The sequence below is a fragment of the Streptomyces luteoverticillatus genome (genome assembly GCF_003970715.1).
GTDB lineage: Bacteria > Actinomycetota > Actinomycetes > Streptomycetales > Streptomycetaceae > Streptomyces > Streptomyces abikoensis.
The window spans coordinates 6908782-6935661 of record NZ_CP034587.1 but is presented as its reverse complement, the minus strand read 5'-3'; the positions used below and the strand labels follow the sequence as shown (position 1 = coordinate 6935661).

General features: G+C 69.2%; 23 protein-coding genes. 12 read left to right on the top strand and 11 right to left on the bottom strand.

The window, feature by feature from the left end:
* Nucleotides 1-78: 78 nt before the first annotated feature.
* The 5 genes from EKH77_RS30860 (at nucleotide 79) to EKH77_RS30840 (ending at nucleotide 5003) form a co-directional block, all read left to right on the top strand.
* A complete protein-coding gene (locus EKH77_RS30860; RefSeq protein WP_126917490.1) occupies nucleotides 79-1797 on the top strand; it encodes a mycolysin in 1719 nt (572 codons plus the stop codon).
* A gap of 426 nt (nucleotides 1798-2223) precedes the next feature.
* Nucleotides 2224-2463, top strand: coding sequence for a hypothetical protein (locus EKH77_RS30850; protein WP_126917489.1), 240 nt, complete (start codon nucleotides 2224-2226; stop codon nucleotides 2461-2463).
* A 634-nt stretch (nucleotides 2464-3097) separates the two neighbouring features.
* Entirely contained in the window at nucleotides 3098-4276 is a 1179-nt protein-coding gene (locus tag EKH77_RS30845; protein WP_126917488.1) for a Cmx/CmrA family chloramphenicol efflux MFS transporter, read from the top strand.
* Nucleotides 4260-4415 carry a hypothetical protein gene (locus EKH77_RS33205; RefSeq protein WP_164737669.1) on the top strand — a complete coding sequence of 52 codons (156 nt, stop codon included), beginning with the start codon at nucleotides 4260-4262 and terminating at the stop codon, nucleotides 4413-4415. Before EKH77_RS30845 ends, EKH77_RS33205 begins: the two co-directional genes overlap by 17 nt.
* A gap of 9 nt (nucleotides 4416-4424) precedes the next feature.
* On the top strand, nucleotides 4425-5003 hold the full coding sequence (locus tag EKH77_RS30840; RefSeq protein ID WP_240667633.1) for a hypothetical protein: 579 nt from the start codon (nucleotides 4425-4427) through the stop codon (nucleotides 5001-5003).
* A gap of 55 nt (nucleotides 5004-5058) precedes the next feature.
* On the opposite strand, the gene EKH77_RS30835 is transcribed toward EKH77_RS30840, so the two are convergent.
* Together EKH77_RS30835 and EKH77_RS34160 are read right to left on the bottom strand one after the other, a co-directional pair.
* Nucleotides 5059-6486: a hypothetical protein gene (locus EKH77_RS30835; protein WP_126917487.1), complete on the bottom strand. Its 1428-nt coding sequence runs from the start codon at nucleotides 6484-6486 to the stop codon at nucleotides 5059-5061.
* 691 nt (nucleotides 6487-7177) lie between these two features.
* Nucleotides 7178-7501 carry a hypothetical protein gene (locus tag EKH77_RS34160; protein ID WP_240667832.1) on the bottom strand — a complete coding sequence of 108 codons (324 nt, stop codon included), beginning with the start codon at nucleotides 7499-7501 and terminating at the stop codon, nucleotides 7178-7180.
* Here EKH77_RS34160 and EKH77_RS30830 point away from each other — a divergent pair.
* A protein-coding gene (locus EKH77_RS30830; protein ID WP_397614618.1) for an IS5 family transposase occupies nucleotides 7386-8149 on the top strand; the annotation gives its coding sequence in 2 pieces (ribosomal slippage) (nucleotides 7386-7698 and nucleotides 7698-8149; 765 coding nt in all). The two genes, EKH77_RS34160 and EKH77_RS30830, sit on opposite strands and share 116 nt — an antisense overlap.
* Nucleotides 8150-8192: 43 nt before the next feature.
* On the opposite strand, the gene EKH77_RS30825 is transcribed toward EKH77_RS30830, so the two are convergent.
* Together EKH77_RS30825 and EKH77_RS30820 are read right to left on the bottom strand one after the other, a co-directional pair.
* Nucleotides 8193-8696: a hypothetical protein gene (locus tag EKH77_RS30825; protein ID WP_126917485.1), complete on the bottom strand. Its 504-nt coding sequence runs from the start codon at nucleotides 8694-8696 to the stop codon at nucleotides 8193-8195.
* Nucleotides 8697-9214: 518 nt separating this feature from the next.
* Nucleotides 9215-9592, bottom strand: coding sequence for a hypothetical protein (locus EKH77_RS30820; protein ID WP_126917484.1), 378 nt, complete (start codon nucleotides 9590-9592; stop codon nucleotides 9215-9217).
* A gap of 745 nt (nucleotides 9593-10337) precedes the next feature.
* Here EKH77_RS30820 and EKH77_RS30815 point away from each other — a divergent pair.
* Both EKH77_RS30815 and EKH77_RS30810 read left to right on the top strand, forming a co-directional pair.
* Nucleotides 10338-11867: an amino acid permease gene (locus EKH77_RS30815; protein ID WP_126917483.1), complete on the top strand. Its 1530-nt coding sequence runs from the start codon at nucleotides 10338-10340 to the stop codon at nucleotides 11865-11867.
* An 83-nt stretch (nucleotides 11868-11950) separates the two neighbouring features.
* Nucleotides 11951-12751, top strand: coding sequence for a GNAT family N-acetyltransferase (locus EKH77_RS30810; protein ID WP_206279965.1), 801 nt, complete (start codon nucleotides 11951-11953; stop codon nucleotides 12749-12751).
* Nucleotides 12752-13183: 432 nt separating this feature from the next.
* Here EKH77_RS30810 and EKH77_RS30805 read toward each other — a convergent pair whose 3' ends face one another.
* The 5 genes from EKH77_RS30805 to EKH77_RS30785 all read right to left on the bottom strand — a co-directional run bounded on the left by EKH77_RS30805 (nucleotide 13184) and on the right by EKH77_RS30785 (nucleotide 19593).
* On the bottom strand, nucleotides 13184-15187 hold the full coding sequence (locus EKH77_RS30805) for a transglycosylase domain-containing protein (protein ID WP_126917481.1): 2004 nt from the start codon (nucleotides 15185-15187) through the stop codon (nucleotides 13184-13186).
* Between the two features lie 90 nt (nucleotides 15188-15277).
* Nucleotides 15278-16189 carry an esterase/lipase family protein gene (locus EKH77_RS30800; protein ID WP_126917480.1) on the bottom strand — a complete coding sequence of 304 codons (912 nt, stop codon included), beginning with the start codon at nucleotides 16187-16189 and terminating at the stop codon, nucleotides 15278-15280.
* A 55-nt stretch (nucleotides 16190-16244) separates the two neighbouring features.
* Nucleotides 16245-17141, bottom strand: coding sequence for an esterase/lipase family protein (locus EKH77_RS30795; protein WP_126917479.1), 897 nt, complete (start codon nucleotides 17139-17141; stop codon nucleotides 16245-16247).
* Nucleotides 17142-17182: 41 nt separating this feature from the next.
* Nucleotides 17183-18457 carry a hypothetical protein gene (locus tag EKH77_RS30790; RefSeq protein ID WP_126917478.1) on the bottom strand — a complete coding sequence of 425 codons (1275 nt, stop codon included), beginning with the start codon at nucleotides 18455-18457 and terminating at the stop codon, nucleotides 17183-17185.
* Entirely contained in the window at nucleotides 18457-19593 is a 1137-nt protein-coding gene (locus EKH77_RS30785; RefSeq protein ID WP_346429090.1) for an amidase domain-containing protein, read from the bottom strand. Before EKH77_RS30785 ends, EKH77_RS30790 begins: the two co-directional genes overlap by 1 nt.
* 730 nt (nucleotides 19594-20323) lie before the next feature.
* On the opposite strand from EKH77_RS30785, the gene EKH77_RS30780 reads away from it, so the two are divergent.
* The 4 genes from EKH77_RS30780 (at nucleotide 20324) to EKH77_RS30765 (ending at nucleotide 25072) form a co-directional block, all read left to right on the top strand.
* Complete coding sequence (locus EKH77_RS30780) at nucleotides 20324-21223, top strand: glycosyltransferase (RefSeq protein WP_126917477.1); 900 nt, start codon at nucleotides 20324-20326, stop codon at nucleotides 21221-21223.
* Nucleotides 21224-21350: 127 nt separating this feature from the next.
* Nucleotides 21351-22901 carry a hypothetical protein gene (locus EKH77_RS30775; protein WP_126917476.1) on the top strand — a complete coding sequence of 517 codons (1551 nt, stop codon included), beginning with the start codon at nucleotides 21351-21353 and terminating at the stop codon, nucleotides 22899-22901.
* Between the two features lie 413 nt (nucleotides 22902-23314).
* Nucleotides 23315-24172 (top strand): papain-like cysteine protease family protein, encoded by an 858-nt coding sequence (locus EKH77_RS30770; protein ID WP_164737917.1) that lies wholly within the window; start codon nucleotides 23315-23317, stop codon nucleotides 24170-24172.
* A gap of 24 nt (nucleotides 24173-24196) precedes the next feature.
* Nucleotides 24197-25072 carry a hypothetical protein gene (locus EKH77_RS30765; RefSeq protein WP_126917474.1) on the top strand — a complete coding sequence of 292 codons (876 nt, stop codon included), beginning with the start codon at nucleotides 24197-24199 and terminating at the stop codon, nucleotides 25070-25072.
* A gap of 61 nt (nucleotides 25073-25133) precedes the next feature.
* Here the strand turns inward: EKH77_RS30765 and EKH77_RS30760 are convergent, their stop codons facing one another.
* Both EKH77_RS30760 and EKH77_RS30755 read right to left on the bottom strand, forming a co-directional pair.
* On the bottom strand, nucleotides 25134-26171 hold the full coding sequence (locus EKH77_RS30760) for a sensor histidine kinase (RefSeq protein WP_126917473.1): 1038 nt from the start codon (nucleotides 26169-26171) through the stop codon (nucleotides 25134-25136).
* Complete coding sequence (locus EKH77_RS30755) at nucleotides 26164-26775, bottom strand: response regulator (protein WP_240667630.1); 612 nt, start codon at nucleotides 26773-26775, stop codon at nucleotides 26164-26166. The genes EKH77_RS30760 and EKH77_RS30755 overlap by 8 nt, the downstream gene beginning before the upstream one ends.
* Nucleotides 26776-26880: the final 105 nt, after the last annotated feature.

Below are 26880 nucleotides of genomic sequence, written 5' to 3'. Positions count from 1 at the left end.
TCGGCGAATCACCCAACCCCCCTCAGCCCTGCCGACGTGCACCGGACACGGTTGCGCACGTCGCGGAAAGGCATGCCCATGTCCCGAATACGACTCCGGAGACCCACCGTTCTGGCCGCACTGGCAGGTATCGGCACCTGTCTGGCGACGATCGCCGCACCGTCCGCCTCCGCGAGCACGACGCCTCAGGCCGGCGCCTGCACGATCGCCCCTACGGGCAAGGAGTCCGAGGCACCGCTCAGCTGTCTCGGCGTCACCACTTCCCTCGACCGCCTGCCCGCCGTCGGCGAGCAGGCCACCCTCGCCGTGAACGTCACAGTGCAGACCAGCGTCAAGCGAGCCGGTCTGTCGGTGCAGCTGCCGCCCGCGCTCCGGATGAGCGGCAACGACTCAGGCCTCACCGAGGCCACGACGGACGCGTTCGGCCAGCGCACCAGCCGGGTACTCACCCTCACCCCCGGCACCCGCACCATCAAGCTCAAGGTGAAGGCCGTCGCCGCCGGACCCGCCCAGATCCAGGCGGACATCAGCGACATCGACCGACCCGACCCGCGCCGCGCGGGGCACGACTCGGTGGAGCTCACCATCGGCAAGGCCAACGGTTCCTCCATCAAGGGCATGTCGGTCACCAAGGCCGACACAGCCCCGGTCCAGAGCCCCGGGCCCGGCATCCACCCGCCGCGCCTCGTCACCCCCAAGGCTCCCGCCCCGGGGTCGGCCGCCTCCGGCCCGGCATCCCCGCGCGCCACCGCGCCGGCCGCCCCCGCCGCCCCCACCGCCCAGGTCTGCGTCAGTGGCACCTACCGCAACCGTTTCCAGTCCGCCGAGGGCGGCAGTTGGAACGGCAAGGCCAACCGGGACGAGCCGGTCAGTAACGCCAACATCACCCTGTGGGGCAAGCCGACCGCCAACAGCGCTACGCAGAAGCTCGCAACGGGGATGACCGGCAACGGCGACGGCAGGTTCAACCTCTGCTACACCCCGACCACCTCCGTCACCTCCAAGCTCTGGGTAGAGTTCCAGACCCAGGCCGGCGGGATGTGGTCAGTGGTCGACGGCAACGGTCGCCTCTACTCCACCGCCACGTACTCGCAGGACAACGTCTCGCGCGGCATCAGCCTGGGCAATGTGTACGCCAACAGCGGCCAGAGCCGCGCCTGGCACGCGTTCGACACCCTCAACAAGCTGTGGTGGAACCGTGGTTCCACCACCAACTGCTGGGCCGGCAGCCAGAGCGACGGCCGCTGCACCCCGATCACGGTGCAGTGGTACCCCGGCTCCACCGACGGCACGTACTGGACCACCAGTGAGGACAAGATCCACCTCGCGGACAACGACCCCGACTCCGAGCACACCACCGTCCACGAGGCCGGCCACGCCCTCATGGGCAAGCTCTACAACGGCTGGTGGCCGAACGTGACCAACTGCTCGCCTCACTACGTCAACCGCGCTTCCTCCACCAGCTGCGGCTGGACCGAGGGCTTCGCCAACGCGGTGTCGTTCCACACCTTCAACGACACCACCTACTACTGGGGCAACGGCAGCTCGCTGAACCTCGCCAATGACCGCACCACCACCGGCATCGACCAGGGCGACGCCTGCGAGGCCCGCGTCGCCACCGCGCTGCTCGACCTGTGGTCCCAGGTCGACGGCGGCTGGACCAGGAGCAACACCATGATGTCCAAGACCTGGCAGTCCAGCTTCCGCGAGTACTTCCTCACCGACCGGCCCGCTTACGGCCTGGACACCGGCGCCAAGGCCCGGAACGTCCTCTACAACCACACCATCCAGTACTGATCCACCGTCGCCTGGCAGGAAGCGCTGTACGTTGGCGTACACGCGGCGCCCCTCCTCGACCGCCGCCACGAGGGTGCCGATGGCATCGCCGGCAGGACGAGGTCGGCGGCCTGCCGGGCGACCTCGGTCCCGCGCCGGCCCATGGCCACACCGATGTCGGCCCGGCGCGGGGCGGCCCCATCGTTGACGCCGTCGCGTGTCACGGCCACCACGTGCCCGGCCTGTCGCCGTGACTTGACGATGCGGAGCTTCTGCTCCGATGTCCTACGGGCGAACACCCGCACCGCCCTGCGGTCCTCTACGGTGCCGGCCGATCGGCCGGAAAGCTCTGTCGGTCCGGCTGTGCAGGAGCCGCGCCACCGTTGTACGGTGCGCGTGCCCCGATCACGTGGGTGTTCCGTTCCTCGGTCAGGAAAGGACAGTCGCATGGGCAAGAGGTACAGACGCGTCCTTCAATTGTTCAGCGCCCTGGTGCTCATGGTCGCCGCACCGGGCGTCGCCACGGCGGCCGGCTCCGCCGCCCGTACGACCGGAATCGTCTTCGGTTCCTCCATCGCCGCGGCCCGCAACGTGGACGGCCGGCTCGAACTCTTCGGAACCAACAGCGGTGACGCCGTCTTCCACCGCTACGAGACCAAGGGTGCGACCGGCGACTGGTCGTCCTAGGCACAGTTCGACGGCGCCTTGCGACCCTGAGGATCGTCCCGCGCGTCCGCCCAGAACCCCAGAAGGGACCGTCCGCCGCGCGACCCACGTCGCCAGCGGCCGGTCCCCGGGCCCGTCTCCTCCGGAATCAGCCGAAGGGGACCTGGTCGGTCATGGGAGCCGGGGTTGGTCCACCGGGTCGGGTTCGCCTGGATGTCGTTCCACATCTCGGCCTATCCCGAGTGGCGCAAGCAGGCCGAGCGCGCCGACACTTCCTGGTCGGCGCGGCGCACGGCCGCCTGACGGTGCTTGAGGTGAGTGCCTGTGCTTGGGGTGGATCAGCTTCGGTCACCAGGCAATCGGGGGCCGGCCGTTCCCGGCCAGGTGTTGTGGGACATGACGTTGGTGGCACAGGCCGATGCTGTGAAATGGAGGTGCTTCGACGGGCATTGGTCGGGTAGCGTGCGGGCCATGTCGAGTCCTGAGTCGGACAGGGTGGGGGCTTACGGTCACGCCGTCAGCCCCCTGAATCACTGAGTTCACAGCTCTGCCGTCCCGCCGCGCGTCGTTCCGTGGCCGGACGAGCATGCCCTTGGGGGCTGACCGCGGTGACGAGATGACCTTCTCGTGCTTCTCCTCACCTCGGAGCCACTCGATGCCTTTCCCGCTGTACCTGCTTGCCCTGGCTGTCTTCGCCATGGGCACCTCGGAGTTCATGCTCGCCGGCCTCCTGCCGGACATCGCCTCGGACCTCGGCGTCACCGTCGGGGCAGCAGGCGTGCTCACCCCGGCCTTCGCAATCGGCATGGTCCTCGGTGCCCCGCTCATGGCAGCGCTCGCCCGCCACTGGCCCGTGCGGTCGAGCCTGCTCGGATTCGTCCTCGTGTTCTCGGCAGCCCACGCGGTGGGCGCTGTCAACTCAAGCTTTCCGGTCCTGTGCACGACCCGGATGGTCGCGGCGCTCGCGAACGCCGGGTTCCTCGCCGTCGCTCTGACGACCGCCACCACGCTGGTCCCCGCCGACAAGAAGGGACGGGCGCTCGCCGTGCTGCTGTCGGGCACCACGGTGGCCACGATCGCCGGCGTCCCCGGCGGATCAGTGCTCGGCGCATTGCTCGGCTGGCGGGCCACGTTCTGGGCCGTCGCCGCGCTCTGCCTGCCCGCCGCCGTCGGCATCCTCACCGGAATCCCGGTACGCCGCATGCCGAAGAACCCGGCTGACGGGCCGCCGCTGCGAGCGGAGTTCGCGCAGCTCAAAAGTCCGCGGCTGCTGCTGGTCATGCTGCTCGGCGCGCTGGTGAACGCGGCCACTTTCGCGAGCTTCACCTTCCTCGCCCCCATCGTGACCGACACCGCCGGGCTGGGCGAGCTGTGGGTCTCCGTCGTCCTGGTGCTCTTCGGTGCCGGTTCCTTCGTCGGCGTCACCGTCGCCGGACGGCTGTCCGACAAGCGTCCGAGCCTGGTCATCGCAGCCGGCGGTCCGCTGCTGCTCATCGGCTGGCCGACCCTGGCCGCGCTGGCCGCTCGGCCGGTCGCTCTGCTCGTCCTCGTGTTCGTCCAAGGCGCGCTGTCGTTCGCACTGGGCAGCACGCTGATAACGCGAGTCCTCTACGAGGCGGCCGGAGCACCCGTCATGGCCGGCTCCTACGCGACCGCGGCCCTCAACATCGGAGCCGCCGCCGGACCCCTCATCGCCGCGACCACCCTCGGCTCCGCGGTCGGAGACCTCGGGCCGCTGTGGGCAAGCGGACTCCTCGTCGCCACCGCGCTGCTGATCGCGTTCCCCTCACGCGGGGTGCTCACGGCCAGGCGAAGCAGTGAGGCTCTCCGGTGACGCGCGCGAACGCCCGTTGAGCATCGAGGGCCGCCGAAGGCTCGTCGAGCGCTGTCGCCCCGTGCCGATCGCCCAAGCCGCCACCGAGACCGGCGTCTCCCGCGCGAGCGCCACCAACGTCATGGCCGGCAACAACTAGGCTGGCGTGATGGGCAATATCTTCGGCAGCGGCGGCGCGGGTGACGACCTGGACCTGTCCAACGGCGGGACGGCCGTCTTCCTCGACGTGCTGTGGCTGGCCGTCTCGGACCTCGCCCGCCGGCCGTGGGACTTCCGGTTCGCCGCACTCCTCGCCCTGCAGGACCAGACCGTCATGGGACGCGGGGTCGTCGGATTCGACCTGGAAGACCTCGACTGGGGCAGGACCCCGGCCGAGCGGGCGCGGAACAAGGATTTTGTGCTGCGGGTGATCGATCTCGCCCTGGAACGGCACCGCTGGGACGAGCTGAACTACGAGCCACCGTACGTACCCGGCTACCTCCAGCGGTACCGGGCCGTGGTCGTTGCCTTCACCCCACCACCACACCCCTCCGACGAGGAGGTCTTCCCAACCCCGGACATGGCCCTCACGGCCTCGTGCGTCCACCACCGGGTCCTGGACGCCCTGCCCTACTGGGCAGGATGCGTTTTCTGCACCGGGGACACAATGCGGTCGCCCGCCGGCCAGGCGGGAATGGAGCCCACCGCCACGACGCAGCGACCCTGCGGCGACAGTCCGGCGCGTTAACCGGCCCCCAGCCTGCTTGCGCACCAGCTGGGGACCGGGCTCTCGGGCTCGTCGGTCAGCCCGTCCGGCCGCCGTTTGGCGAATCGGTACCCTTGCCCGGCTCAGGCCGTACACGGAGGAAGATCGTGGTGCCAGGCTCCGAGTCCCCATGGCTGACCTTCAGCACCACCCGGTCCTCCTCCCGGCCGGCCCGCAGCGCGGGGAGCGCGGCCCGGCCCCGGGCGTCCGTGAACAGGAGGGTCTCTGTAGTTCCGTCGCCGAACGTCGTGCCACTGTCGGAGACCACATGGCAGGTGAGCGGCACACCGGGAATGGGCAGTCCCTTGCTGACGTACTGCACCACGCCCGGCATCCCGGTGAGCTGCCCCGGCACCGTCTCTGTCACGAGCTGGGACACGAACTGGGTTTTCCCGACGACGCTTTCAGGGTCGTCGGGAATCGGATACTTCCCGATCGACATGTTGGCCGGGTTGGTGTACCAGACCCATTTACCGTGCTTGTCCACGCACAGCCCCATGGCCTCGCCGCCGCTCGGAAGAGCCGAGCCCGGAAGCTCGGTGATGCTCATGTCCGTACGGAAGCGCGCGATCCTATTGCTGCACGCCACCCAGAGATTCCCGTCCGTGCCCAGCATCATTTGCCGAGGGGCGCCGCCTTCGGCGATGTACCGCCGCGTCCAGCTGCGGAGGGCCGTGTCGTACCGGCAGATCTGGTTCGGATGTTCGGTACCTACCCATATCGCATCCCCGTTGGGGCTGGCGACGACATGAACCGGTTTCTGACGGCTGCCCCCGGGGAGCGGAATGGGCTCAGGTTGCTTGTCCTTGGCCGGGGTATACCTATATAGGCTGTTCGTTTTCCGCGGGCAGTCTCCTGTGCCGGCCTGACCCGTCGCCCAATAGGTGCAATCTCCGGGTGATTTCGCGTTCACCGGAGCGGTAACGGCCACGGACCAGAGCCAGGTGTCGTAGACGGGGTTCTGCCGGGCGTCGGGAAACGGATAGTTGCGAGGAGTGCCGGTCTCGTCTTCTGGGTCACAGTATCCGACCATGGTGTACACGGGCTCGGCGAACATGACCCAATAGGAATACACGGGCGTCCCGGCGGCGCCCGTGTCGATCAGAAGCCATGTGATGGCCTCAGCCCTGGAGCAATAGCCGAACTTGAACGCGGTGAGTCGCTTCTGGTTCACGATGTCATATTTGACGATCGGGTCTTCGTCCGAATCCGAGGGGGAGGCGAACCATACGACCTTCCTATCCTCCGTTCCCTTCGGGCTGGGGTCCGGAATGATCCCGGCGGAAGGGATGGGGACGTCGTTGCGTACCGGGACCTGGTTGGCAAGACTTGTCGGATTCACCTGGACGAGCTTGCTGTCCTGGGTCGTCACCCAAAGGTATCCATCCGGCCCGACGGTGACGGAGTGCGGAGTAACGATGCCATTGAGGAGAGGATATTCCTCGGGTTCGCCGGCGCCGGGCATTCTGGACCACTCCCTAGATGCACAGCTCGAGAATGTAGCGTCTTCCGGACGAAATCGATCGATATCGGATACTATCGGCCCGTCATGGGCGCCGTGCAAGCGGCCGCTGGAAGATTGGCTTGAACACACGACGTGAGGTGCACGTTCAAGCATTTGGCTTCTCTGCGTCTTTGTGGCCCTCTGCGTGGCATATCTATTACACGTGCTGCCGTGAATGTGGTGTCAGAGTACGGCTCTGGGTGTGCGTGAGGCACCCTTGGGCGTAGCTATCCCGCCGGAGCGAAAAGGGGACATGGGGACGGGACCGAAGCCGGAGCCCTGCCAGCCGCTCCATACGACGGGAAACTCCGTCAGGCTCAGCCCGAGGGCACGGGCCGGGGGCACGGGCCGGGGCGATCACCTCGAGGGCGAAAGCGAGACCGGTGGTCCCGGGCGACGGCCGGTACGGATCGGGCACGCGGCACGGGAAGGTGCACGTCCCGAGCTGCCGTGTGGGGCGATTCCACTGCGGGTGTCTCCTTCGCGCGAAGTACAAGGTGCGAGGTACCAGGTACGAAGCGTTGGGTGCTGCGCGTGCAAGGTTCGCGGGAGTGGCGCGGGTGTTGCACGACTAAGGCGGACAACAGCGCACGCACCCGCGCCGCGTCGGCGCGGGTGCGTGCCGTCCATCACGAGGCGGATTCAGCCGCCGCTACTGCTTGGTGTCCTCCAGGTCGGCGATGACCAGGACCTCGACGCTGCCCTGGTAGGTCCACCGCTGGTTCCTCGCCTCGTCCGGGCGGGGGGCCAGCTGGGCCTCCACCACCACCTCACCGGACGTGTGACCACTGCTCCGCCACAACGCCGAGACCTTCTGGACACCGATCTCGAAGTCCTCGAGCTGGCCGTTCGAGCGGACTTTGTTCCAGCGGGTGGTGCCGGAGGCGCCGTCGCGGCCGCAGGGCGGCGGGCGACGCCGGCACGGAGACCGGGAGGTGCTGGCGGCGATCGTGTTCGTAGCGACGTCCGGCTGCACGTGGCAGCAGTTGCCTGCAGTGTCGTTCGGGCCGTCCGGGGCCACGGCTCACCGGCGGTTTTCCGAGTGGACCAAGGCCAGGGTGTGGGCGAAGCTTCATCGCCTGGTCCTGGACGAGCTCGGCTCCCGCGGGGAGCTGGACTGGTCCCGCTGTGCGATCGACTCGGTGAATATGCGGGCCCTGAAAAGGGGGACCTGACGGGTCCGAATCCTGTGGACCGAGGCAAGTACGGCTCGAAAATCCACTTGGTCACCGAGCGGACCGGTCTGCCCCTCTCCGTGGGGATCTCAGGAGCGAACCTGCACGACAGCCAGGCGCTCATCCCTCTGGTCAAGGGCATACCGCCGGTCCGTTCCCGCCGGGGACCCCGGCGACGCAGACCGGGCAAGCTCCATGCGGACAAGGGCTACGACTACTCCCACCTGCGGCGATGGTTACGCGCGCGCGGTATCACCCACCGCATCGCCCGCAAGGGCGTCGAGACCTCCCAGCGACTGGGCCGGCACCGCTGGACCATCGAACGCACGATGTCCTGGCTCGCGGGCTGCCGCCGGCTCCACCGCCGCTACGAGCGCAAAGCCGAACACTTCCTCGCCTTCACCAGCATCGCCTGCACCCTCATCTGCTACCGCAGACTCACCAAATGAGATGACGTCTTAATCGCCAGGAAGAGCCCGCCGGAGAACAGGATTAGCACGACGAAGGTGGCGGACAACACCACGCCGATGGCGGCCGGCAGGTGGGGGCCATGACCTGCTGTACGTCGAGCAGCCTGGCGGGCGGCCCGGTCACCAGCGGCGCTGTCGGGGCGCGGGTCGTGCGTACGGCACGGGCGAGCCGGGCACCGGCGGGACCGAAGGGTTCGGTGGGGCCGTAGACGGCCAGCGATGTCCCCGCGGTTGACAGGTACCGGTCCGCGAGCGCGTAACTCGGCCCCTCGGTACAGGAGCCGTGCGCGTAGATCCCGGTCGCGGTACGGACCGAGACCGCGCCCGGCAGCGCCGACAGGCGTCGGGCATAGCGGTCCAGTTCCGCCGACCGGGCAGCGTTGCCGCCCGGGACCCAGCCGGGCAGGATGGCGTCCAGTTCCGTGTGGCCGAAGTCGGGGAACTCCATGCGCACTGCGCGCATCGCCGCGACGGCGGGGGCAGTGCCGGGCAGTACCCGCTCGTCGCTCAGGGGAGAACGACACATGCCGGAACGGCAGCGCCAGCACCACCAGCACCGCCCCCACGGCGGCCGGAAATGACCCATATTTGATTTCGATTTGAACGATGCCTTGATGCGGCCCGGACTGCGACCTGCGACGACCGTTTCGGAGGGGCTGCTTCAGAACGCCCCTGAACTGAGGTTTGCGTTGAGTTCCAGCCAAGTCATTGATCGCCGATATTGAGCCGAACCCGCCGGCCGTCGAAGAGGGCGAAGCAGGCCTCCTCCACCGACGTCGGCGCCGCACTGGCTCCACCACGATGCGGGCGGCGGCCTCCATCGACCAGCGGAAGATGCCGAGACAGCCGGGAGCTTGAGCACTCACCCACCGCGTCGCCCAGCCAGTGGGCAGCGCACAAGTCAGCGCTCCGTTTCACGACGGTGCGGGATGAGGACATCGCCGGCACCGGAACATCAGGCATCGGGGAACGGCCAGAGTGGCGGGTCCACGCCAGTACGTGCTGGTCCACCGTGTATGCGGCGGCATACGAAGGAAGGCCGCCTCAGCCCGGGCCGGTGGGGCGCGCATGAGTGTCGGTCACCGCGTCGAGGTACGGGCCGACGAGTCCTGGTTCGCTCTCGGCGATCGCCCGCCACAGGAGAGCCACTTCGGTGATGACGTCAATCGCCTCCTCCCATCGGATGTCCGCGAGCAGCCGGGTCGTCGTGGCGTACGCGTAGAGCGCGAAGGCGAGGTGGTCCTCGTGTGCCGCGCGGTGGCGGGCGGCCAGGCCGCGGCTCAGGGGAACCGCCCGGGCGGTGGCGTCCAGGGCCTCCGTGTGCCGCCCGGCCTCGCTCAGCCGCAGGCCGTGGTGGGCGGGTGCCCAGACCAGAACCGGTCCGTCGGCCGCCGCTCCGGCCGTCGCCACCTGCTCGGACACGGCCAGCGCCTCTGAGGAGACGCGGAAGGCCTCCTCACGCGCCGATGACCCTGCGGCGAGTCCGCTCCCGCCTCGCCGCCGTCTCCCTCCGGCAATCCGACTGGGCACTGAGGGACCGCCAGGTGGTCTCGCCCGCCCGCTCCGCCAGTCCGACTACGGCTACTGACCCGTTCCCGGCCCCCGCCTCTGCTGCTACTCGCCAGCATCGAAGCCCCCTCACGGTGATCCGACTCCATGGCGGCGCGGCAGGACGACAACTCCCAACTACACCGACGTTAAAGGGGATTCGCTTCGTCGCACGCATGCCGCACTGCTATGGTGCCCCACATCGTCAGCGACTGTCAGGCGCCAGACACGTCACGGCCATCCGTACCCCCGTTCTCGCCCCCGTGCCCTGCCTTGGCTCGCATTGGAGCGTTGATGCTCTTCTCAGGAGATCCGTCCCGGCCCCGGAGCACCGTAGCATCGCGATTGCCCCGTTCCGTCCGCTGCGGGCCTTCGCCGTCCGCGGTGCGGGACGCCGCGGTTTCGGGCACCCGGAGCTTGCGACACCCTCCTCCCGCCACGCTCCGGCGGCCGACTGATCGTGCCACGCCGCGCGCGGTGCCTGCCGGCCAACCAGCTCTGCCACCGACGCCGGACGGTTTCCGGAGCATCATGTGGCCCGCCACCCGATTTCCTGTTCCCCCATAGGTGGTTGAGACCCCCCTTGCCCTTTCTGCTCTTTTCCATGCGGAGGTTCTCGATGGGTACCTCAGCACATGCACGACGGCAGCGGTCCGAGCCGCTGGACGACGACGAGCGCATACTCAAGGAGCTCGGTTACACCCAGCAACTGCACCGGCGGATGGGCGCCTTCGGTAACTTCTCCGCTTCGCTGTCGGCCATCTCCATCATGTCCGGGACGCTGCTGCTTTTCGGCTACGGCCTGAACAGCGGTGGACCGGCGGTGGTGGTGTGGGGGTGGCTCGCCGTGGGGCCGCTGGTGCTGTGCCTGGCCGCGGCGCTGGCCGAGATCACCTCCCGCTACCCCACCAGCGGCGGCCTGTACTACATGGCCCGCCGACTCGGCGGTGAGCGGTGGAGCTGGTACACCGGCTGGCTCAACCTTCTGGGGCTGCTCGGCGGGATCGCGGCCCAGGACTACGGCATCGCGACCTTCACCGCCGCCTGGGCGAACCTGCAGTTCGACTACGAGCCGACGCCGGGGTCCCTGCTGGTCATGTACGCGGTCATCCTCGCACTGCACGCGGGCCTGAACCTCCTCGGCAGCCGACTGATGAACGTCCTCACCTCCCTGAGCGCGTGGTGGCACCTGGCCGGGGCAGTCGTCATCATCAGCGCCCTGACTCTCATCCCCTCTCACCACCAGTCGGCCGGCTTCGTGTTCTCCGAGTTCACCAACAACACCGGCTGGTCGAGCCCCGTGTACGTGATCCTGCTGGGCATGCTGCTGCCGTGCTTCGCTCTGGCCGGCTACGACACGTCGGCCCACCTGAGCGAGGAGACCAGTGGGGCTTCGGTGGCCGCGGCGCGCGGGATCATCCGCTCGGTGGCGGTGTCCTGGATCGCCGGCGGCATCCTGCTGGCCGCCTTGCTGTTCGCCATCCAGGACTACGCCGCGACGCTGAGCAGCCGGACCGGGGTGCCGGTGGCGCAGATCTTCCTGGACGCGCTGGGCGTGGCGACGGCGAAGGCGTTGCTTCTGGTGATCATCGTGGCGCAATTCCTGTGCGGCTACACCGTCACCGCCTCCGCCAGCCGCATGATCTACGCCTTCGCCCGGGACGGTGCCCTGCCCGGCTCGGCGCGCTGGCAGAAGGTCGCCCGCCGCACGGCCGTTCCGGCCAACGCCGTCTGGCTCGCAGTCGGTGTCGCCTTCGTGCTCGCCCTGCCGTCCCTGTATTCCGCCACGGCGTTCTCAGCGGTAACCGCGATCTCCATCGTCGGCTTCACCCCGGCCTACGCCATCCCCGTGCTCCTGCGACTGCGCCACCGGGACCGGTTCACCCCCGGGCCCTGGCACCTGGGCCGCTGGAGCCGGCCGATCGGCTGGGTGGCGGTGCTCTGGGCGGCCGGGGTCACCGTGCTGTTCCTGCTGCCGCAGTCCAGCCCGGTCACCGCCACGAGTTTCAACTACACGCCCGTCGCCCTGCTGGTGGCCCTCGTCATGGCCTCCGTGTGGTGGCGCTTCGGACGCCGTTCCTACGGTGTGCCCACTCCGGCACAGCGAACGCCCCACGACCAGGCCGAAGAGGCCGAGAACATCATCTGATGACATCCGAACCACATGCCTCGAGTAGAGTCCCCGCTGACTGCTCAGGGACCTCTCCCGGCACAACAAGTCATGGAGGCACGGTGACAGTTTCCGCCGAGTCCATCGAATCGGTACAGCAGCTCACCACGGTCTGGCGGACTCTGGTGCTCGATCGCGACGCGGACGCGGACGTGCGCGACCTTCCGGGCATCGCTGTTCGCTGGGCCGACAGCCGGTTCGGATTCCTGAACTGCGTCACCTTGACCGAGGAGGGAGCAGGAGCGGAGCTCGTCAGGCACCGTCTGGGCCAGGCGGCGGGGATCATGCGGACGAAGAAGCACCCGGGCTTCTTGTGGCTCTTCGAAGACCTTCTCGACAACGAGGCCCGCTCCGCATTGGAGGCGACAGCCGAGCAGGCCGGCCTCCAGTACGCCTTCCCCGGTACGGGCATGGCCGGCGACCTGCTCCCCATCCCCGAGCCGGTCCACCCCGATCTGACGTTCGCCCGCATCGGCACCGACGAGCAGTTGCAGGCCTACGCCGACCTCCAATCGCGCGCGTACGGGCTCCCCTTGGAGGATGGCCGCGACGGCCTGGCCGGGTCCGCGCTCTGGAAGAACGAGGTCTACGCCTACCTGGCCATGCGAGGCGACGAACCGGTGGCGTGCGCCGCCACGGTCGAAGCACAAGGCCGCCTGTTCGTCGCATTCGTCGCCACGGACCCGCGGTGGCAGCGCAAGGGCTACGGCGAGGCGGTCACGCGCAAGGCGCTCTACGAAGGCGCGCGGGCCGCCGGGCCGACCCGCGCCACGCTGCACGCCACCGCCGCCGGAGCCCCCGTGTACCCACGCATCGGGTTCAAGCCGAACACGCCAATCCACTTCTACAGCCTGAAAGGCTGATCCGGTAGGCGGGGAAGGCTGGGATTCCATCACTTCCGCGAGGGGGTGCGGGCCCTGGACCCGGCACGGACGACACCGCCTCGGTACCGTTCCCGGTCGGCCCGTCAGGAAGGCGGCATCAGAGCCGACTTGAGCTGGTCAATCGCCTGAGTGCGCGCCCTGACCGCCGAACCCTCGGCGAGTCTGGACGTCCGGACGATCTGAACCGGCCCGCAAGAACCATCACAACGCCTGGCCGGCCGGCGGGCCCCTAGTGCCGCGGACCCGCTGTCGTCGCAACCGGCCGAAAGCAACCCGACGAGCTGCCCGGCGTCCCGCAATGGCGTCTATCCGGGTACCGGCCACCATGGGCATGACCGTGGTGAGAACCCGCGTCGGAGCACTCCGGCGAGGCTCCTCACGTCTCACGCGAGCCAGTCTTCCATGCCGCGGTCATGCCGCGGTCATGTAGCGCGTCCACAGCTCGATCGGCAGCGAACTGCCCACCGTGCCGTCGGGTGTTCCGCCTATGCCGTCCAGCTGGAGCAGCTCCTGCGTCCTGGGTTCGATGCGGGCGAGCGAGACCGCGGTCGACAGGGAGTCGCGGTAACCGACGTACCAAGCGGACTTGTTGTCCTGCGCGGTGCCGGTCTTGCCGGCCGTGCCGGGCCCGGCGGCCCGCGCCGGCTGAGCCGTGCCGACGCGGACCGCCTCGCGCAGGGCATCGTCCACGGCCCCCGCCACACGCGGCGGCAGGGCCTGCTCGGGCTCCGGCCTCTCCACGGGCACGTCGTCGCCGTTGCGCCGGAGCCCGGCGACCGAGTACGGCTCGGTGTGCCGGCCCTTGGCGGCGAACGTGGCGTAGGCGTCGGCCATGCGGATGGCGCTGGGTGTGGAGGTGCCGAGCGAGAACGACGGCCGTTGCTCTCCGAGGCTGCTCTCCAGCAGGCCCGCCCGCGTGGCCACCGTGCCGACCCGGTCCAGTCCCACATCCATGCCCAGCTGCAGCATGGGGGTGTTGACCGACCGCGCGACCGCGTCCTTGAGCGAGATCTTCCCCCAGGACTCGTCGCCGTCGTTGACCGCCCTGACGATCTTCCCCGACCGGTCCCAGTAGGGGCCCTCCGGGGTGAGCAGCGAGATCTTGTTGTCGCCGTCGTAGAGCGTCGCCGGGGTCACGGGGGCGCGGGGCTTGCCGCGCTCGCGCCGCACCCCATCACGCAGGGCCGCCGCGTAGACGAAGGGGGTGAAGGCGGTGCCCGCCGGGACAGCGGACGAATTGGCGTCGTTGAAGCCCTGTTCGAGGTAGTCCGGCCCGCCGTACAGGGCGACGACGCGCCCATCGGTGGCCACCGACGCGGCCCCGATGCGCACATCGCGGTCGGACGGCTGCCGGTCCGGGGCCAGACCGTTCCGCGCCTGCTCGGCCGCCCGCGTGAGCGCTGCCATCCGCTTCTTCTCGAACGTCGTGCGGATCTGGTAGCCGCCGAGCGCGAAGTCCCGCTCGGAGACACGGGAGTGGGCCAGCACATAAGCACGGGCCGTCTCGACCAGGTAGCCGGTCTGGCCGGCCAGACCGGTGACCTTGGGCGGGGCGAGCGGCTCGGGGAAGTGCGTGTACCGCGCGCGCTCCTGTTGGGAGAGCCTGCCGGTGGCCACCATCCGGTTCAGGACCCAGTTCCAGCGCTCCACCGCGCGCTTGTGGTTCTCGGCGCCGGCCGCCGGATCGTAGAGCGCGGCCCCCTTGAGCAGGGACGCCAGGAAGGCGCCCTCGCTCACGTTCAGCTGCGAGACGTCCTTGCCGTAGTAGGCGCGGGCGGCCCGCTGAATGCCGTAGGTTCCGCGCCCGTACCAGCTGGTGTTGAGGTACTGCTCGAGGATCTCGTCCTTGCTCATCCTGTTGTCGAGCTTGATGGCCATGAACATCTCGGTGAGCTTGCGCGAGAAGGTCTGCTCCTGGTTGAGGTAGGCGTTCTTCACGTACTGCTGGGTGATGGTCGAACCGCCCTGGGTGTCACCCCCGGTGGCCATCCTGGAGACCGCGCGGACCATGCCGCTGGGAGAGACCCCGCTGTCCGAGTAGAACGTCTCGTTCTCCGCGGCCAGCGCCGCCCAGCGGACCTTCTCGGGCACCTGGTCCAGCGGCGTGTCCTGCCGGTCGACCTCGCCGGTGCGAGCCATCTCACTGCCGTCGGCCCAGTAGTAGACATTGTCCTGCTGGGTGGCGAAGGCGTTGAGGTCGGCTGGTATGTCGGTGCGCAGGAACATGACCGTCAACAGTCCGGCCACGACGGTGACAGCGAGGCCGAGCAGCCCCAGCGTCTGGCGCCACGACGGTACCCAGCGCCTGAAGCCTGTCCGGCCCGGGCGGGGATAGGCCGGGCGCAGTCGTGACCCGGCGGGCGGGGCTTCCCGCTTCCGGAGGCGGAGTCCGTACGGACGGGGGCGAATGATCATTGGAACGTCCGGTGAACGGGGCAACGGTGAACGGGGTAAGGGGCCCGGCCGCCCAAGGGGAGACGGCCGGGCCGGTACGGGGGGGGTGGGTCAGCTGATGGCGGAGGCGCAGGTGGTGGGGGTCGCGTGCGCCGGGTCGAGCGCGTTGGCCACCTCGTGGAAGGCTACGCGGTCGATCGTGCCGATCGCGGCGTGCTCGGAGATGTCGAGCTTGCACAGGTCCTGCAGGACGACGTTGCGGACGTCCGGGCCGTTCAGGAACTGGGAGGTGTAGGGGGTGGCGATCTCGTCGTACTTGGTCGAGATGACCGTGTACTTCACCCCCGGCACGGTGTCGGGCTTGGAGTTCAGCTTCTTCAGGAATTCCGAGCCCACCAGCTGGTCCTCGACCCCGGGCAGGGTGAGGGAGAAGACCTTGCGCGCGCCGGGGACGGTGTCCACGAGGCGGTTCATCCCCGAGGCGGTCGTCCCGTGGTTGTCGGGGGCGATGCCCACGAGCTTGCCGACCTTGCCGGCACCGTCCAGGAAGTTGAGGTAGTAGCGCGGCAGGGGGCCGCCGCCCTGGGAGTGACCGACCAGGTCCACCTTCTCGGCTCCGGTGGACTGCCGGACCTTGTCCACGAACGCGGACAGTTGCCCGGACGACTTCTCCACCGGACCCAGGCCGTTGAAGAGCGGCACGCCGGCCTTCTGGCCATAGTCCAGGGAGTAGACGCAGTAGCCGCGCTTGACCAGGTACGGGGCCAGCACCAGCCAGTTGTCCCAGGAGTTGCCGAAGGTGCCGTGCATCAGGACGACGGGCTGGGGGTGAGCGGCGGACGGCTTGCAGGACCAGTCGTTCCAGCCACTGGTGACGGTCTTCTCGGCCTTGCCGGTCTTCGCGTCGACCGGGGCCGCGGACGCGGAGGCGGAGCCGAAGGACAGGGCCAGCGCCAGCGCCGAGACGGTACCGGCGAGCACGCGGAGGGATCTTCTACGGACGGAGCTTTCGCGTACGGACATGGAGCTACCTCGCGAGTGGGGGTTGAGGGAACCGGCTTCGGGCCGGCCTACGGGGTCAGCTGACGGCGGATTTGCAGGTGGTGGGGGTCGCGTGCGCCGGGTCGAGCGCGTTCTTCACCTCGTGGAAGGCGATGCGGTCGACCAGGCCCAGCGCGATGTGCTCGGAGACGTCGAGCTTGCACAGGTCCTGGACCACGACGTTGCGCACGTTCGGGCCCGAGAGCTGCTGCGACTTGTAGGGCGTGGCGATCTCGTCGTACTTGGTCGAGATGACCGTGTACTTCACCCCTGGCACGGTGTCGGGCTTGGAGTTCAGCTTCTTCATGAACTCGGAGCCGACGATCTGGTCCTCCACGCCGGGGACGGAGAGGGACAGCACCTGGCTCACGCCGGGGACCTTGCGCGCGAGGGTGCCCAGTCCGGAGGCGGTCGCGCCGTGGTTGTCCGGGGCCAGGCCGATGAGCTTGTCGACCTTGGAGGCGCCGTTCATGAAGTTGAGGTAATAGCGGGGCAGGGGGCCACCGCCTTCGGAGTGACCGACGATGTCCACCTTCTTCGTGCCCGTGGACGTGAGCACCTTGTCCACGAAGGCGGACACCTCTCCGGCCGACTTGACCAGCGGTCCCTGGCCGTTGAGCCCCGGCATGTAGGGCAGCTTGCCGTAGTCGAGGGAGTAGACGCAGTAGCCCTGGGCGGCCAGTTCCGGAGCCAGCACGAACCAGGTGTCCAGCTGGTTGGCCCAGGTGCCGTGGAGGAGGACGACGGGGTTGGGATGGGCGGCGGACGGCTTGCAGGACCAGTTGTTCCAGCCGCTGGTGACGGTCTTGCCGGCCTTTCCGGTCTTCGCGACGGCCGGGGCGGCGGGCGCGGAGGCGGCGATCGCCGTCACGCCCAGGGCCAGCGCCGAGGCGGCGCAGGCGAGGGTGGGGACGGATCTCTTGCGCGGGGACATGGGGGGGTACCTCACAGGGTGGGGTGGGCAGGAGTGGGGAGTTACTCGACCAGGGACTTCCAGTCCGGGGACTGCGCCGGGTCCAGCCGGCGCATCCTCTCCAGAACCTGGGGATCCTGGACGTCCAGCCAGTCGGCGAGCTGTTTGAAGGTCACGCAGCGCACGTCCTCGCGTGTGCAGACCGACTTCACGACGTCCTCGACGGCCTTCATATAGATGCCGCCGTTCCAGTTCTCGAAGTGGTTGCCTATGAACAGGGGCGCCCGGCTGCCGTTGTAGACGCGCTCGAAGCCGTTGAGGTAGCTGTCCCTGGTCAGCTTGCGCCACTGCTCGTACTTGGCCGGATCGCCCTGGGTGCTGTCACCGGACTGGTTGTAGAGGAAGTTGAAGTCCATGGAGAGGACTTGTCGCTCGGTCCCGGGATAGGGGACGAGCTGCAGCGGGAAGTTCCAGATGCCGTCGGTCTTCGACGGCCAGAGCTGGAAGTCGCCGGGTGAGCTGGCGTCGTAGCGCCAGCCGAAGGACTTGGCGGCCTTGAGCAGGTTCTTCTGGCCCTCCAGGCAGGGAGCCCGGCCGCCGGCCAGCTCCTTGCGGTAGTCGAAGGGCAGTGGGGGAAGGTCTTTGTATCCGGTGTTGGTCTTCCAGTTCTCGACGAAGGAGTAGGTCTGCTCGATCTCGCTCTTCCACTCGTCGACGCTCCAGTCGTCGCCGCCCTTGGTGCCGCAGAAGTGCCCGTTGAAGTGCGTGCCTATCTCGTTGCCCTCCAGCCAGGCGCCGCGCAACTGTCGCAGGGTGTCCCTGATGTGCTGATCGGTGGCGTACGAGATCTCCATCTCACCGCGTTTGTGCTGCGGTGGCCGGTATTCCGGCGCCTTCGACTTGGGCAGCAGATAGGTCCCGGTGAGGAAGAACGTCATCTGCGCGTTGTTCTCCTTGGCGACCTCGCGGAAGTGCGAGAACTGCTCGTCGTCGCCCTGGAGGGCGCCGTCCCAGGAGAACACCACGAACTGCGGCGGCTTCTCGCCCGGCTTGAGCTTCACCGGCTTGGGCTGGTGGGGCTGCGGGCCGGTGGAGGAGGTCGAGCCGTCCCCCAGGATCCGTACCTTTCCGTCCCACTTCCCCTCCGGCTTCGAGGCCTCCGGCAGGGGTGGGGTGGGGGTCGGTGGAACGGACGGAGGAGCGGACGAGGAACGGGTGGAGGGAGGGGAAACGGCCCTCTTCCCGGCTTCGTGCCCACCGGAGCCGCAGCCCGACAGCAGCCCCAGCGTGAGGGCGGTCCCGGTCACCAGGGCCACCGCGCCGCGTGCCGTACGCATCAGGTGCGGTAGGCGTACCACTTGGTGAGCGGCAACATCACCGAGAGGCTCAGCATCGACCGCCGGTAGGTGTCGAAGGAGTGGTACGTCAGATAGGGAGTGCCGAGACTGTCGCGGTAGGTCACCAGCATGGTGTGGTCCTTGGACCCGTCACGGTCGAAGTCCGCCTGGAGGACGTCCCCGACCTCCATCTGGTAGACGTACTTCAGCGGCTTCACCCGCTTCGAGTTCTGCGCGAACCACGACCACTCGTTGACGCCGGTCCAGGAATCCGACTGGGTGTCGGACCCGTACCACCACTTGGTGTAGTCACCGGCCTTGCCGGGGGCGTGCTTCCAGCCGCCCGCCTTCAGCGCCTGACTGACGAAGTTCGTACAGTCGCCGCCTGTCCCCAGCGGATACGCCCGGTAGTCCGGGTTGTAGTTCTTCCAGTACTTCTCGGCGTATTCGGCCATCGCCTTGTAGTCGAGGCCGGTCGCCGTGTCCTTCGGCAGCCGCTTGGGGAAGGGCCAGACGCTCGCCTCGGGCGCGTTCGGCATGTCGCCCGCGGCGGCGGCCTTCACCTTGGGCGCCGTCGGCGCGGGCGCGTTGATCTGCGGCATCTCGTCCAGGGCCCTGATACCGGTCAGCTCCCACGCCCCGTCCCCGGCGACGGCGAAGCTCAGTTCGTGGTGTGCCTGGAAGCCGGTGTCCTCCGGCTCGTCACCGCGGATCTTCCGGTAGGTCAGCCGCGTGGTCTCGGTCACCCGTATCACGGCCTTCTTGCCGTCGATGCCGGTCCGGTCCACCGCGACCCGGGTGTCGCCGGCGGAGTACGCCTCGCCCAGGACCTTGAGCTCCTTCTTGCGCTGTCGCAGCGAGGCCACCACGGACTTCTCCGAACGCGCCATCGCGGAGGAGAGGTGCGCCTTCTCCGCGGACGGCGGAGTGGCGTTCCCCTGCACCTTGCCGTCGACGATCGCCGCCGTCCGGTCGGTGAGCACGACACCCGCGATACGGCCGAAGGACTCCGCCGTCGCCCTGTCCACGCCCCCGGGCCGGGCCGCCGCCCCCGCGGGGTTCGCCGGCATCAGCGCGACCGGCAACGCCAAGGAGGCGACCACACCGGCGGCGGCTCTGAGCGTCAATGATTTCACGGGACTCCATTCTCCATCCGGCCCTTTCCGAGCCGGGCAGCAGGAATCCTCGCACACGGATCACGAATGACAACCCCGAGTCGGAGAAAAGTTTTCGAGCGGAATTCGCATCCGATCCGAAGCTACCTCAATCAGCAGTAATTACAAGGGAGTTGAGCCTGTCACCTCGACTGGTACGGACTATTCTTGCGGTAATTCCGCACCCGTTGCGGGCTTCCCACAATTCCCTTGCGGGAAGCCCGCAACCGGTATCGACCCGACCATGAATGTGATGTACACCATTCACGCGACAATACCGATCCAGGTATTCCCTTCGCGCCTTGCCGTGCAATGATCCAGCCAGGCCCCACCGGGAAAGTCGGGCCGCGTTTCCGACGACCTTCGAGGTCGCGCGCCTCTTGTCCTGTCCCGCCCTCACCGGCACCGATCGCGGCGTCCCTCTCCGGCCTCGGGTGCCCGAGGCTCCCGCGCGGTCCCGGTGCTCCCCCCCAACGACCCTTTGCTTCGCTCTCGCCTCCCTCTCGCCTCCCTCTTGTCTCCGGAGTGCCCGTGTCCACAGAAACAATCCTGGGCGTCAGCCCGTTCGGCGAACCCGATCCACGCCTGGTAGCGGCGGTCTGCCGGGCCGGCGGCCTGGGCGTGCTCGATCTCGGAAGGGGTCGGCGCCGCGCGGCCCGCGCGGCCCTCCAAGTTCCTGTGGGAACGCTTCCTCGGGCCGCTCGCCGAGCACATGGCGCCCGGAGTGCGGGCGGCCGTCGGGGAGTTCCGGCCGGACGTCCTGGTGGCCGACCAGCAGGCCGTCGCCGGCGGCCTCGTGGCCGAGCGGCTGGGGCTGGTGTGGGCCACCTCGGCGACCACCACGGCGGGCTTCACCTCGCTGTCCGGCCTGCCCGAGGTCGACGCCTGGATCGCCGGGAGGATTGGGGAACTGCGGCGGCGGATCGGCGACCCCCGGAGCACCGCGGACCCCCGGCTGTCCGACCGGCTGGTGCTGGCCTTCAGCACCGAGGCCCTGGCCGGACCGGTCCCGCCCGGCGGCGGACAGGTCCGGTTCGTCGGACCGTCGCTCACCGCCCGGCCGGCCACCGGCGACTTCCCCTGGCACCGGCTCGACCCCCGGACGCCCACCGTGCTGATCACCCTCGGCACGGCCAACGCCGAGGTGGCGCCCCGCTTCCTCGCCGCGTGCGCCCAGGCGGTGCGCGGACGGCCGGACCGGGCACAGGCGGTGATCGTCGACCCGACGGGCACGGTGCCGGAGTTCGCCGACCGGGTGCTGGTCCGGCCGCACGTTCCCCAACTGGCCGTGCTGGAACGGTGCGACGCGGTGATCTGCCACGGCGGCCACAACACCGTGTGCGAGGCCCTGTGGCACGGCCTCCCCCTCGTCGTCGCGCCCATCCGGGACGACCAGCCCGCCGTCGCCGCCCAGGTGACGGACGCCGGGGCGGGCGTACGGGTCCGGTTCAACCGGGCGACCGCCGACGTGCTGGGCACGGCGCTGGACACCGTCCTCCACGAACCCGGCTGCCGCGAGGCGGCTGGGAGGGTGCGCGCGTCGTTCCGCGCCGCGGGGGGCGCCGCGGCCGCGGCCGCGCACCTCGAGGCCCTGGCGGCCGGGGCGAAGTGACCCGCAGGCCCGTAAGCCCACAGGCCCTGCCGAACGAAAGGTTCCGCCCATGACCTGACGTGACGTGTTCCCACGCCCCCTCTCGCAGGGACAACAGACCCCTCACACCAATCCACGAGGATCCACTATGCGCAACCTCCGCAGAGGAGCGGCACTGGCACCAGTGCTGCTCACCTCCCTCTCGCTCGCCCTGGCCGGCTGCTCACCCTTGGGGAGCGGCTCCACCGACGCCTCGGACGAGACGGCGAACAGTGCAATCAGCGCTCCCCCCAACGACTTCCTCCTCGGGAAGACGCCCCCGGCGGGATCCGAACCCAGCGCGGTGGCCATTCCGGCGGGCGGCGGCGTCAAGACGCGGAAGTCGGCGGTGAAGGTCGACTCCATCGACCGGAACAGCGGGCGCGCCGTCATCTCCCAGACCCTCGCGCGGCCCACCCCGAGCGCGTCCGGTACGCCGGGGCCGTCGGCGACGGGCGCGGAGAAGCAGCCCACGGAGGGCAAGCCCGTCGCCGTGGGCGACATCGTCGCCAGCAAACCCGTGCCCGGAGCGCCCCAGGGCCTCCTGGCCAAGGTCACGAAGGTGGAGAGGACGACCTCGAAGGGCACCGAGGTCCGTACCGCCCCGGTCGATCTCTCCACCGTGCTGGGCGACACCGAGGTCAAGAGCAAGCTGCCCGTCGCCCCGTCCGGCTTCAAGGTCGATTCGCTCGTCCCCGGGGTGAAGGTCTCCTGGGCCGAGCGCGGCAACGTCCACGCCGGACCCGAGGGCCTCAAGCTGCCCTTCGGCAGCCTGCGCGTCGACGTCGACACCTCGCTCGACACGGAGAAGGACGCGAAGGGGGAAGGGGTGGAAAGCCCCACCAAGGCGTCGTTCAAGGGCTTCGTCCAGCTCGCACCCGAGGTCGACTTCAATTACTACGGCCGCGGTTCCGGCGACGGCCCGTCGGGGACCGGGCTGCGGCTGACCGGTGACTGGTCCTCGGCGTTCCATTTCAAGGGGCGGACGGCTCCCACGACGAACGGCAAGCCGGTGAGGGTGCCGTTCGTCGTCCTCCACGCCAACCCGACCTTCTACATCGGCGAGCTGCCGGTCACCGTCAACATCGATCTCACCTGCTACGTCCTGATCGACGCGGCCGGCAGGATGAGCCTTGACGTCCAGCAGGACCCGGTGAAGGGAGACTTCACTCTCGGCTCCGCGTTCAGTCTGCGCGAGGGCTGGCAGCCCGAGGCCAAGGCCGGCTTCACGCCCGGGACGCTGAAGGCGAGCGCGTCGGCCGCGGCTGACGCGAAGATCCGGTTCGGCACCGAGGCGAACCTCGGTCTCTACGGCAGCGTGGGCGTGAAGGGCGACGTCGCCGCGCCGTACGTGCGCACCGAGGTCAAGGGCGGGGCCGGCGCGTCGACCGAGGGCAGGGCCGCGGCCGACGCCGACTGGAAGCTGTTCGCGGGAGTGGACCTGGAGGGCTGGGTCATGCCGTATCTGAAGATCGGCGGCGTCCAGGCGCTCGCTGTGCGCCTGCCGATGCCCCAGGTGCGGCGCGAGGTGCAACTCGCACACGGCAAGGGAGCCATACGGATCCCCCAGCCGCGCACTCCGCAGGACGACACGAAGCCGGGTGACACGAAGCCCGGTGACAAGGACCAGTCCGGCGGCGGCAGGCCCCGGCGCCACTGACGCGCCGGCGCTCGGACCGCCCGATAGGCGGCGCCTCAATTCCCTTTGCCTATTGCGGGTTTACCGCACCCATTGCGGGTTTCCCGCAAAACCACAGGTGACACCGCATCTATTCGCCTTTTGTGTCGTGTAGTTGCATGCCGAATATGACATGCGTAATCCATATGACGTAATGTCTCGGCGAGTTGTCGATCAAGGCGCTGCCGTTCACCACTGATTGATGACCGCGGCAGCGCCCTCCTCTCTCCCTCACCGTGGCCGTCACGGCGGCCCGTGACGGCCTCTACAACCACACCATCCAGTACTGATCCGCCTCGCCGATCAGCAAGAGAAGAAACCCCATGCACATATTTCGTGGATCAACCCGCACATCGACGCACACACATGCCGCCCCCGCGTCACGGCGCAAAAAGGTGCTTCTGGCCACGACCGGCGCCGCCGTCCTGTCGGGCGGGCTCCTGCTGAGCCTCTCCCCCCAGGCCCAGGCCAGCGTCACCGGCTCGGTCACCGGTGGCCGGGGCAATTTCAGCACCGTCAACCAGCGGTCCCAGCCGTCGCTTTCAGCCGCCATCACCGGAAAGTCATGGGTCGGCGACCAGATCCCGATGACCTGTCGCACCACCGGCGACGTCGTCGAGAACAACTCCCGCTGGATCTGGTCCGGCAAGTACTACATCGCCGACGCGTTCATCCGGGAGAACACCGGGGGGCTACCGCTCTGCGCCTCCACCCGGCCCACCGACAGGCCCACCGGTAACCCCACTGACAGGCCCACCGGCAATCCCACCGGCCGGAAGGCCCTCGACATCAGCATGCAGAAGCAGGTCAAGGACCAGTGGTGCTGGGACGCCACCGGCCTGACCATAGCCAACTTCTGGGGCTACAACCGCTACGACCAGTACGACTTCTGCCGCCTGGCCGCCCAGAACAACCGGCTGGACTGCAACAACCGCCCCGCCACCCTCGGCGACATGGCCAACGCCCTCCGCAACATGGGCTTCCGCAACAGTGGCAGCGACCTGTACCGCAACGCCTCCTTCGGCGAGACCCGGACCGAGATCGCGAACGGGCGCCCGTTCGCCGTCCGTATCGGCTGGAACTCCGGCGGCGGCCACATGAACGTCGTCTACGGCTACGACAGCACCACCAGCATGATCGCGGTCGGCGACCCCTGGCCCACCACGAAGACCTATACCTGGTGGAACTACTCCACCTACTCCGGAAACAACTCCTTCCGGTGGACCCACACGCGCGTCGGCATACACGGCTAGAACGACCGGAGGAAACGACCCACCATGCACCACTCAACCCGACGCGCCGCCACCCTGTGTGCGGCCACTGCCGTCGCCGCCCTCTGCGGAGTCGTTCCCGCGCAGGCCGCTGACGGACCCACCACCCCCGCGGCGACCGACATCACCGCCGCCCAGAAGGTGCTGCGCTCCGGCCAGCTTCGTGACACCGTCGCCCGCTTCCTGACGGCTGCCGCCGAGCGGGACGACCCGAACGGCGACGCCCAGGCCGGCGGCGGCGGCGCGGACGGCGGCGTGGCCGGCGCCCCGCGCAGCCCCGAGCGGTCGCCCGCCACCGCACCCGGCTTCGACCTCAAGAAGCCGGTCCCCTTCTACGAGCTGTCGCCCGAGTTCGTCGCCGGCAAGGCCAAGGCCACCGCCGGCGCGGCGCTGCGGCTGTCCTACCTCGCCTCCCGCGTCTCGGCCGCCAACGGCCGTCAGGCCGCCGTCCTGCTCGCTCCGGGACAAGGCGGCAGCGCCTGGCAACTGGCCGGCATCCGTGACGGCGACACGGACATCAGCGCCGCCGAACGCGGCACGGACCAGGAACGGACCTTCATGGAGCCGCAGATCCACGGTTGGTACCGGCTGACCGGCAGCGGCTCCGTCGAGCCTCTCAACAAGGAAGCCCGGACGGCCCTGCAGGGCAAGGCCCGCGTCCCGCTCGCGGAGTACCAGCAGCTCGTCGCCAAGCGCTACGGCGACAAGCTCCCCGGCTCGGCCTACGACCGCAAGGGCCTCGCGGGCGGCTACGCCCTCGCCGAGGACCAGGCCGCCACCGCCCCTTCCCGCCCCTGGCTCCCGGCCGCCTCCGGCGCGGCGGCCCTGACAGTGTCGGGCGCGGCGGTCCTCCACCTGTACCGCCGACGCCGCTCGGCCTGATCCCGCCCCTGGCCCGTACGGGCCAGGGGCCACGCCGGCGCCCGCACGCCCGGCCGGCCGGCTAGGACGACCGGGCTCTCCGGCAGCTGCGCAGCGGGAACACGGCCCGGACGACCGTGCCGGCGGCGCCCGCGGTCCTGGCGCTGAAGGTGCCGCCGTACGCTTCGCAGCGCCAGCGCATGCCCTGCATGCCGTACCCCTCGGTGACTCTCGGCGGGTTCGGTCCGAGACCGCGCCCGTCGTCGGTGACGGTGAGGCTGATGCCCTCGTCGCGACAGGCGAGGGCAAGGGTGATGTGCCGGGCGTCGGCGTGCTTGACCACGTTGGTGAGCGCTTCCTGGGCGACCCGGTAGACGGCGAGATTCACACCGTTCTCCCCCGCGCACACATGGGGCCGGTCGCCCTGGACCTCCACGTCCACCACGAGCCCGTTCTCGGCGGCGACCTGTGCGGCGAGGGAGGTGACCGACTCGGCGAGCCCCAGCCCCTGGACGGCCGCCGGGCTCACGGTGGCGATGATGCGGCGCAGCGTGCCGGCCTGTTCGTCGAGGGTGCGGGACGCGTCCTCCATCGCCGCGCGCAGCGCGTCGGGGTCGTCCAGCGCGCGGGCCGCGTCGAGCCGCCGCCGGGTCAGTGCCAGCAGTTGGAGGACTTCGTCGTGCAGCTCGCCCGCGAGCAGGCCCGCGTGGTGCTCCTGCCGCTCCACCATGGCACTGGCCCTTCCCCGGCTGAGGAGCACCTTCACCTCGGGCCAGGCCGGGACGGCGTACGCCGATGCCGCCAGCAGGAACGCCAGGGCCACGTGGTCCGTCGCCGCGGAATGGGCCAGCCGGTCCACGCTCAGGGCCGTGAACCCGCAGCAGATCATGATCAGCAAACGGCGGGCCCGCCGCATCCCGCAGGTCAGCAGTGCGAGGGTGCCGGTGGCCAGGGCGATGCTCGGGGTCGAGATCGTCCGGGGCGGCAGCCGGTCGTGGGTGAGGAAGTTGGCCGCGTAGGCCACGACGCTGACCAGGGTGACCGCGATGCAGAAGCCGCTGAGCGCGCCCAGGGCGAGCGGCTGTCGTGCGGTGGCCGGCCCGGCGGTCCCGCTACACATCGGCGGAGCGGTTCTGCCGGGCGTACGCGACGAGCTCGGCCCTGGTGACCAGGCCCAGCCGGGCACGCAGAGCGGCCCTGACGCTCTCCACCGTGCGGACGCTGACCGTCAGCCGCGCGGCCACCTCACGGTTGGTGTGCCCTTCGGCCAGCAGGCCCAGGACCTGCCGCTCCCGCAGTTGCAGCTCCGGCTCCCGGCCCTGGTCACGGGCCAGCCCGGCACCGAGGGAGGGCTGTACGTACCGTCCTCCCGACGCCACCGTCCGTACCGCCAGGACCAGCTCCGACACGGGACTGCTCTTCAGCAGATAGCCCGCGGCACCGGCGGCCAGCGCGCCGCAAATGATCGCACGGTCCTCATAGCAGCTCTGCACGAGAATTCCCATCCCCGGCGCGGCGGCGAGGAACTGGGGAATGACCTTGAGCGCCAGCCCCGACTCCAGCCTCATGTCCAGCATCAGCACATCGGGCCGCTGCTCGGAAACGACCTCCAAGGCCTCGCGTTCGCAGGCGGCCTCCCCGACCACGACGAAGCCCTCGGGCTCCAGGAACGCCCGGGTTCCGGCTCGAACGGTCGGATGATCCTCGGCCAGGACCACTCGCACGGGACCCCCCTCTTCTGCATAGCCTCTCGGGCGCGAGGAAAACATGGCTGTTTTGCCGCCCCAGTGAATGCGTTCACCTTCCGATGTAGTGGCCAACCTTGTCAA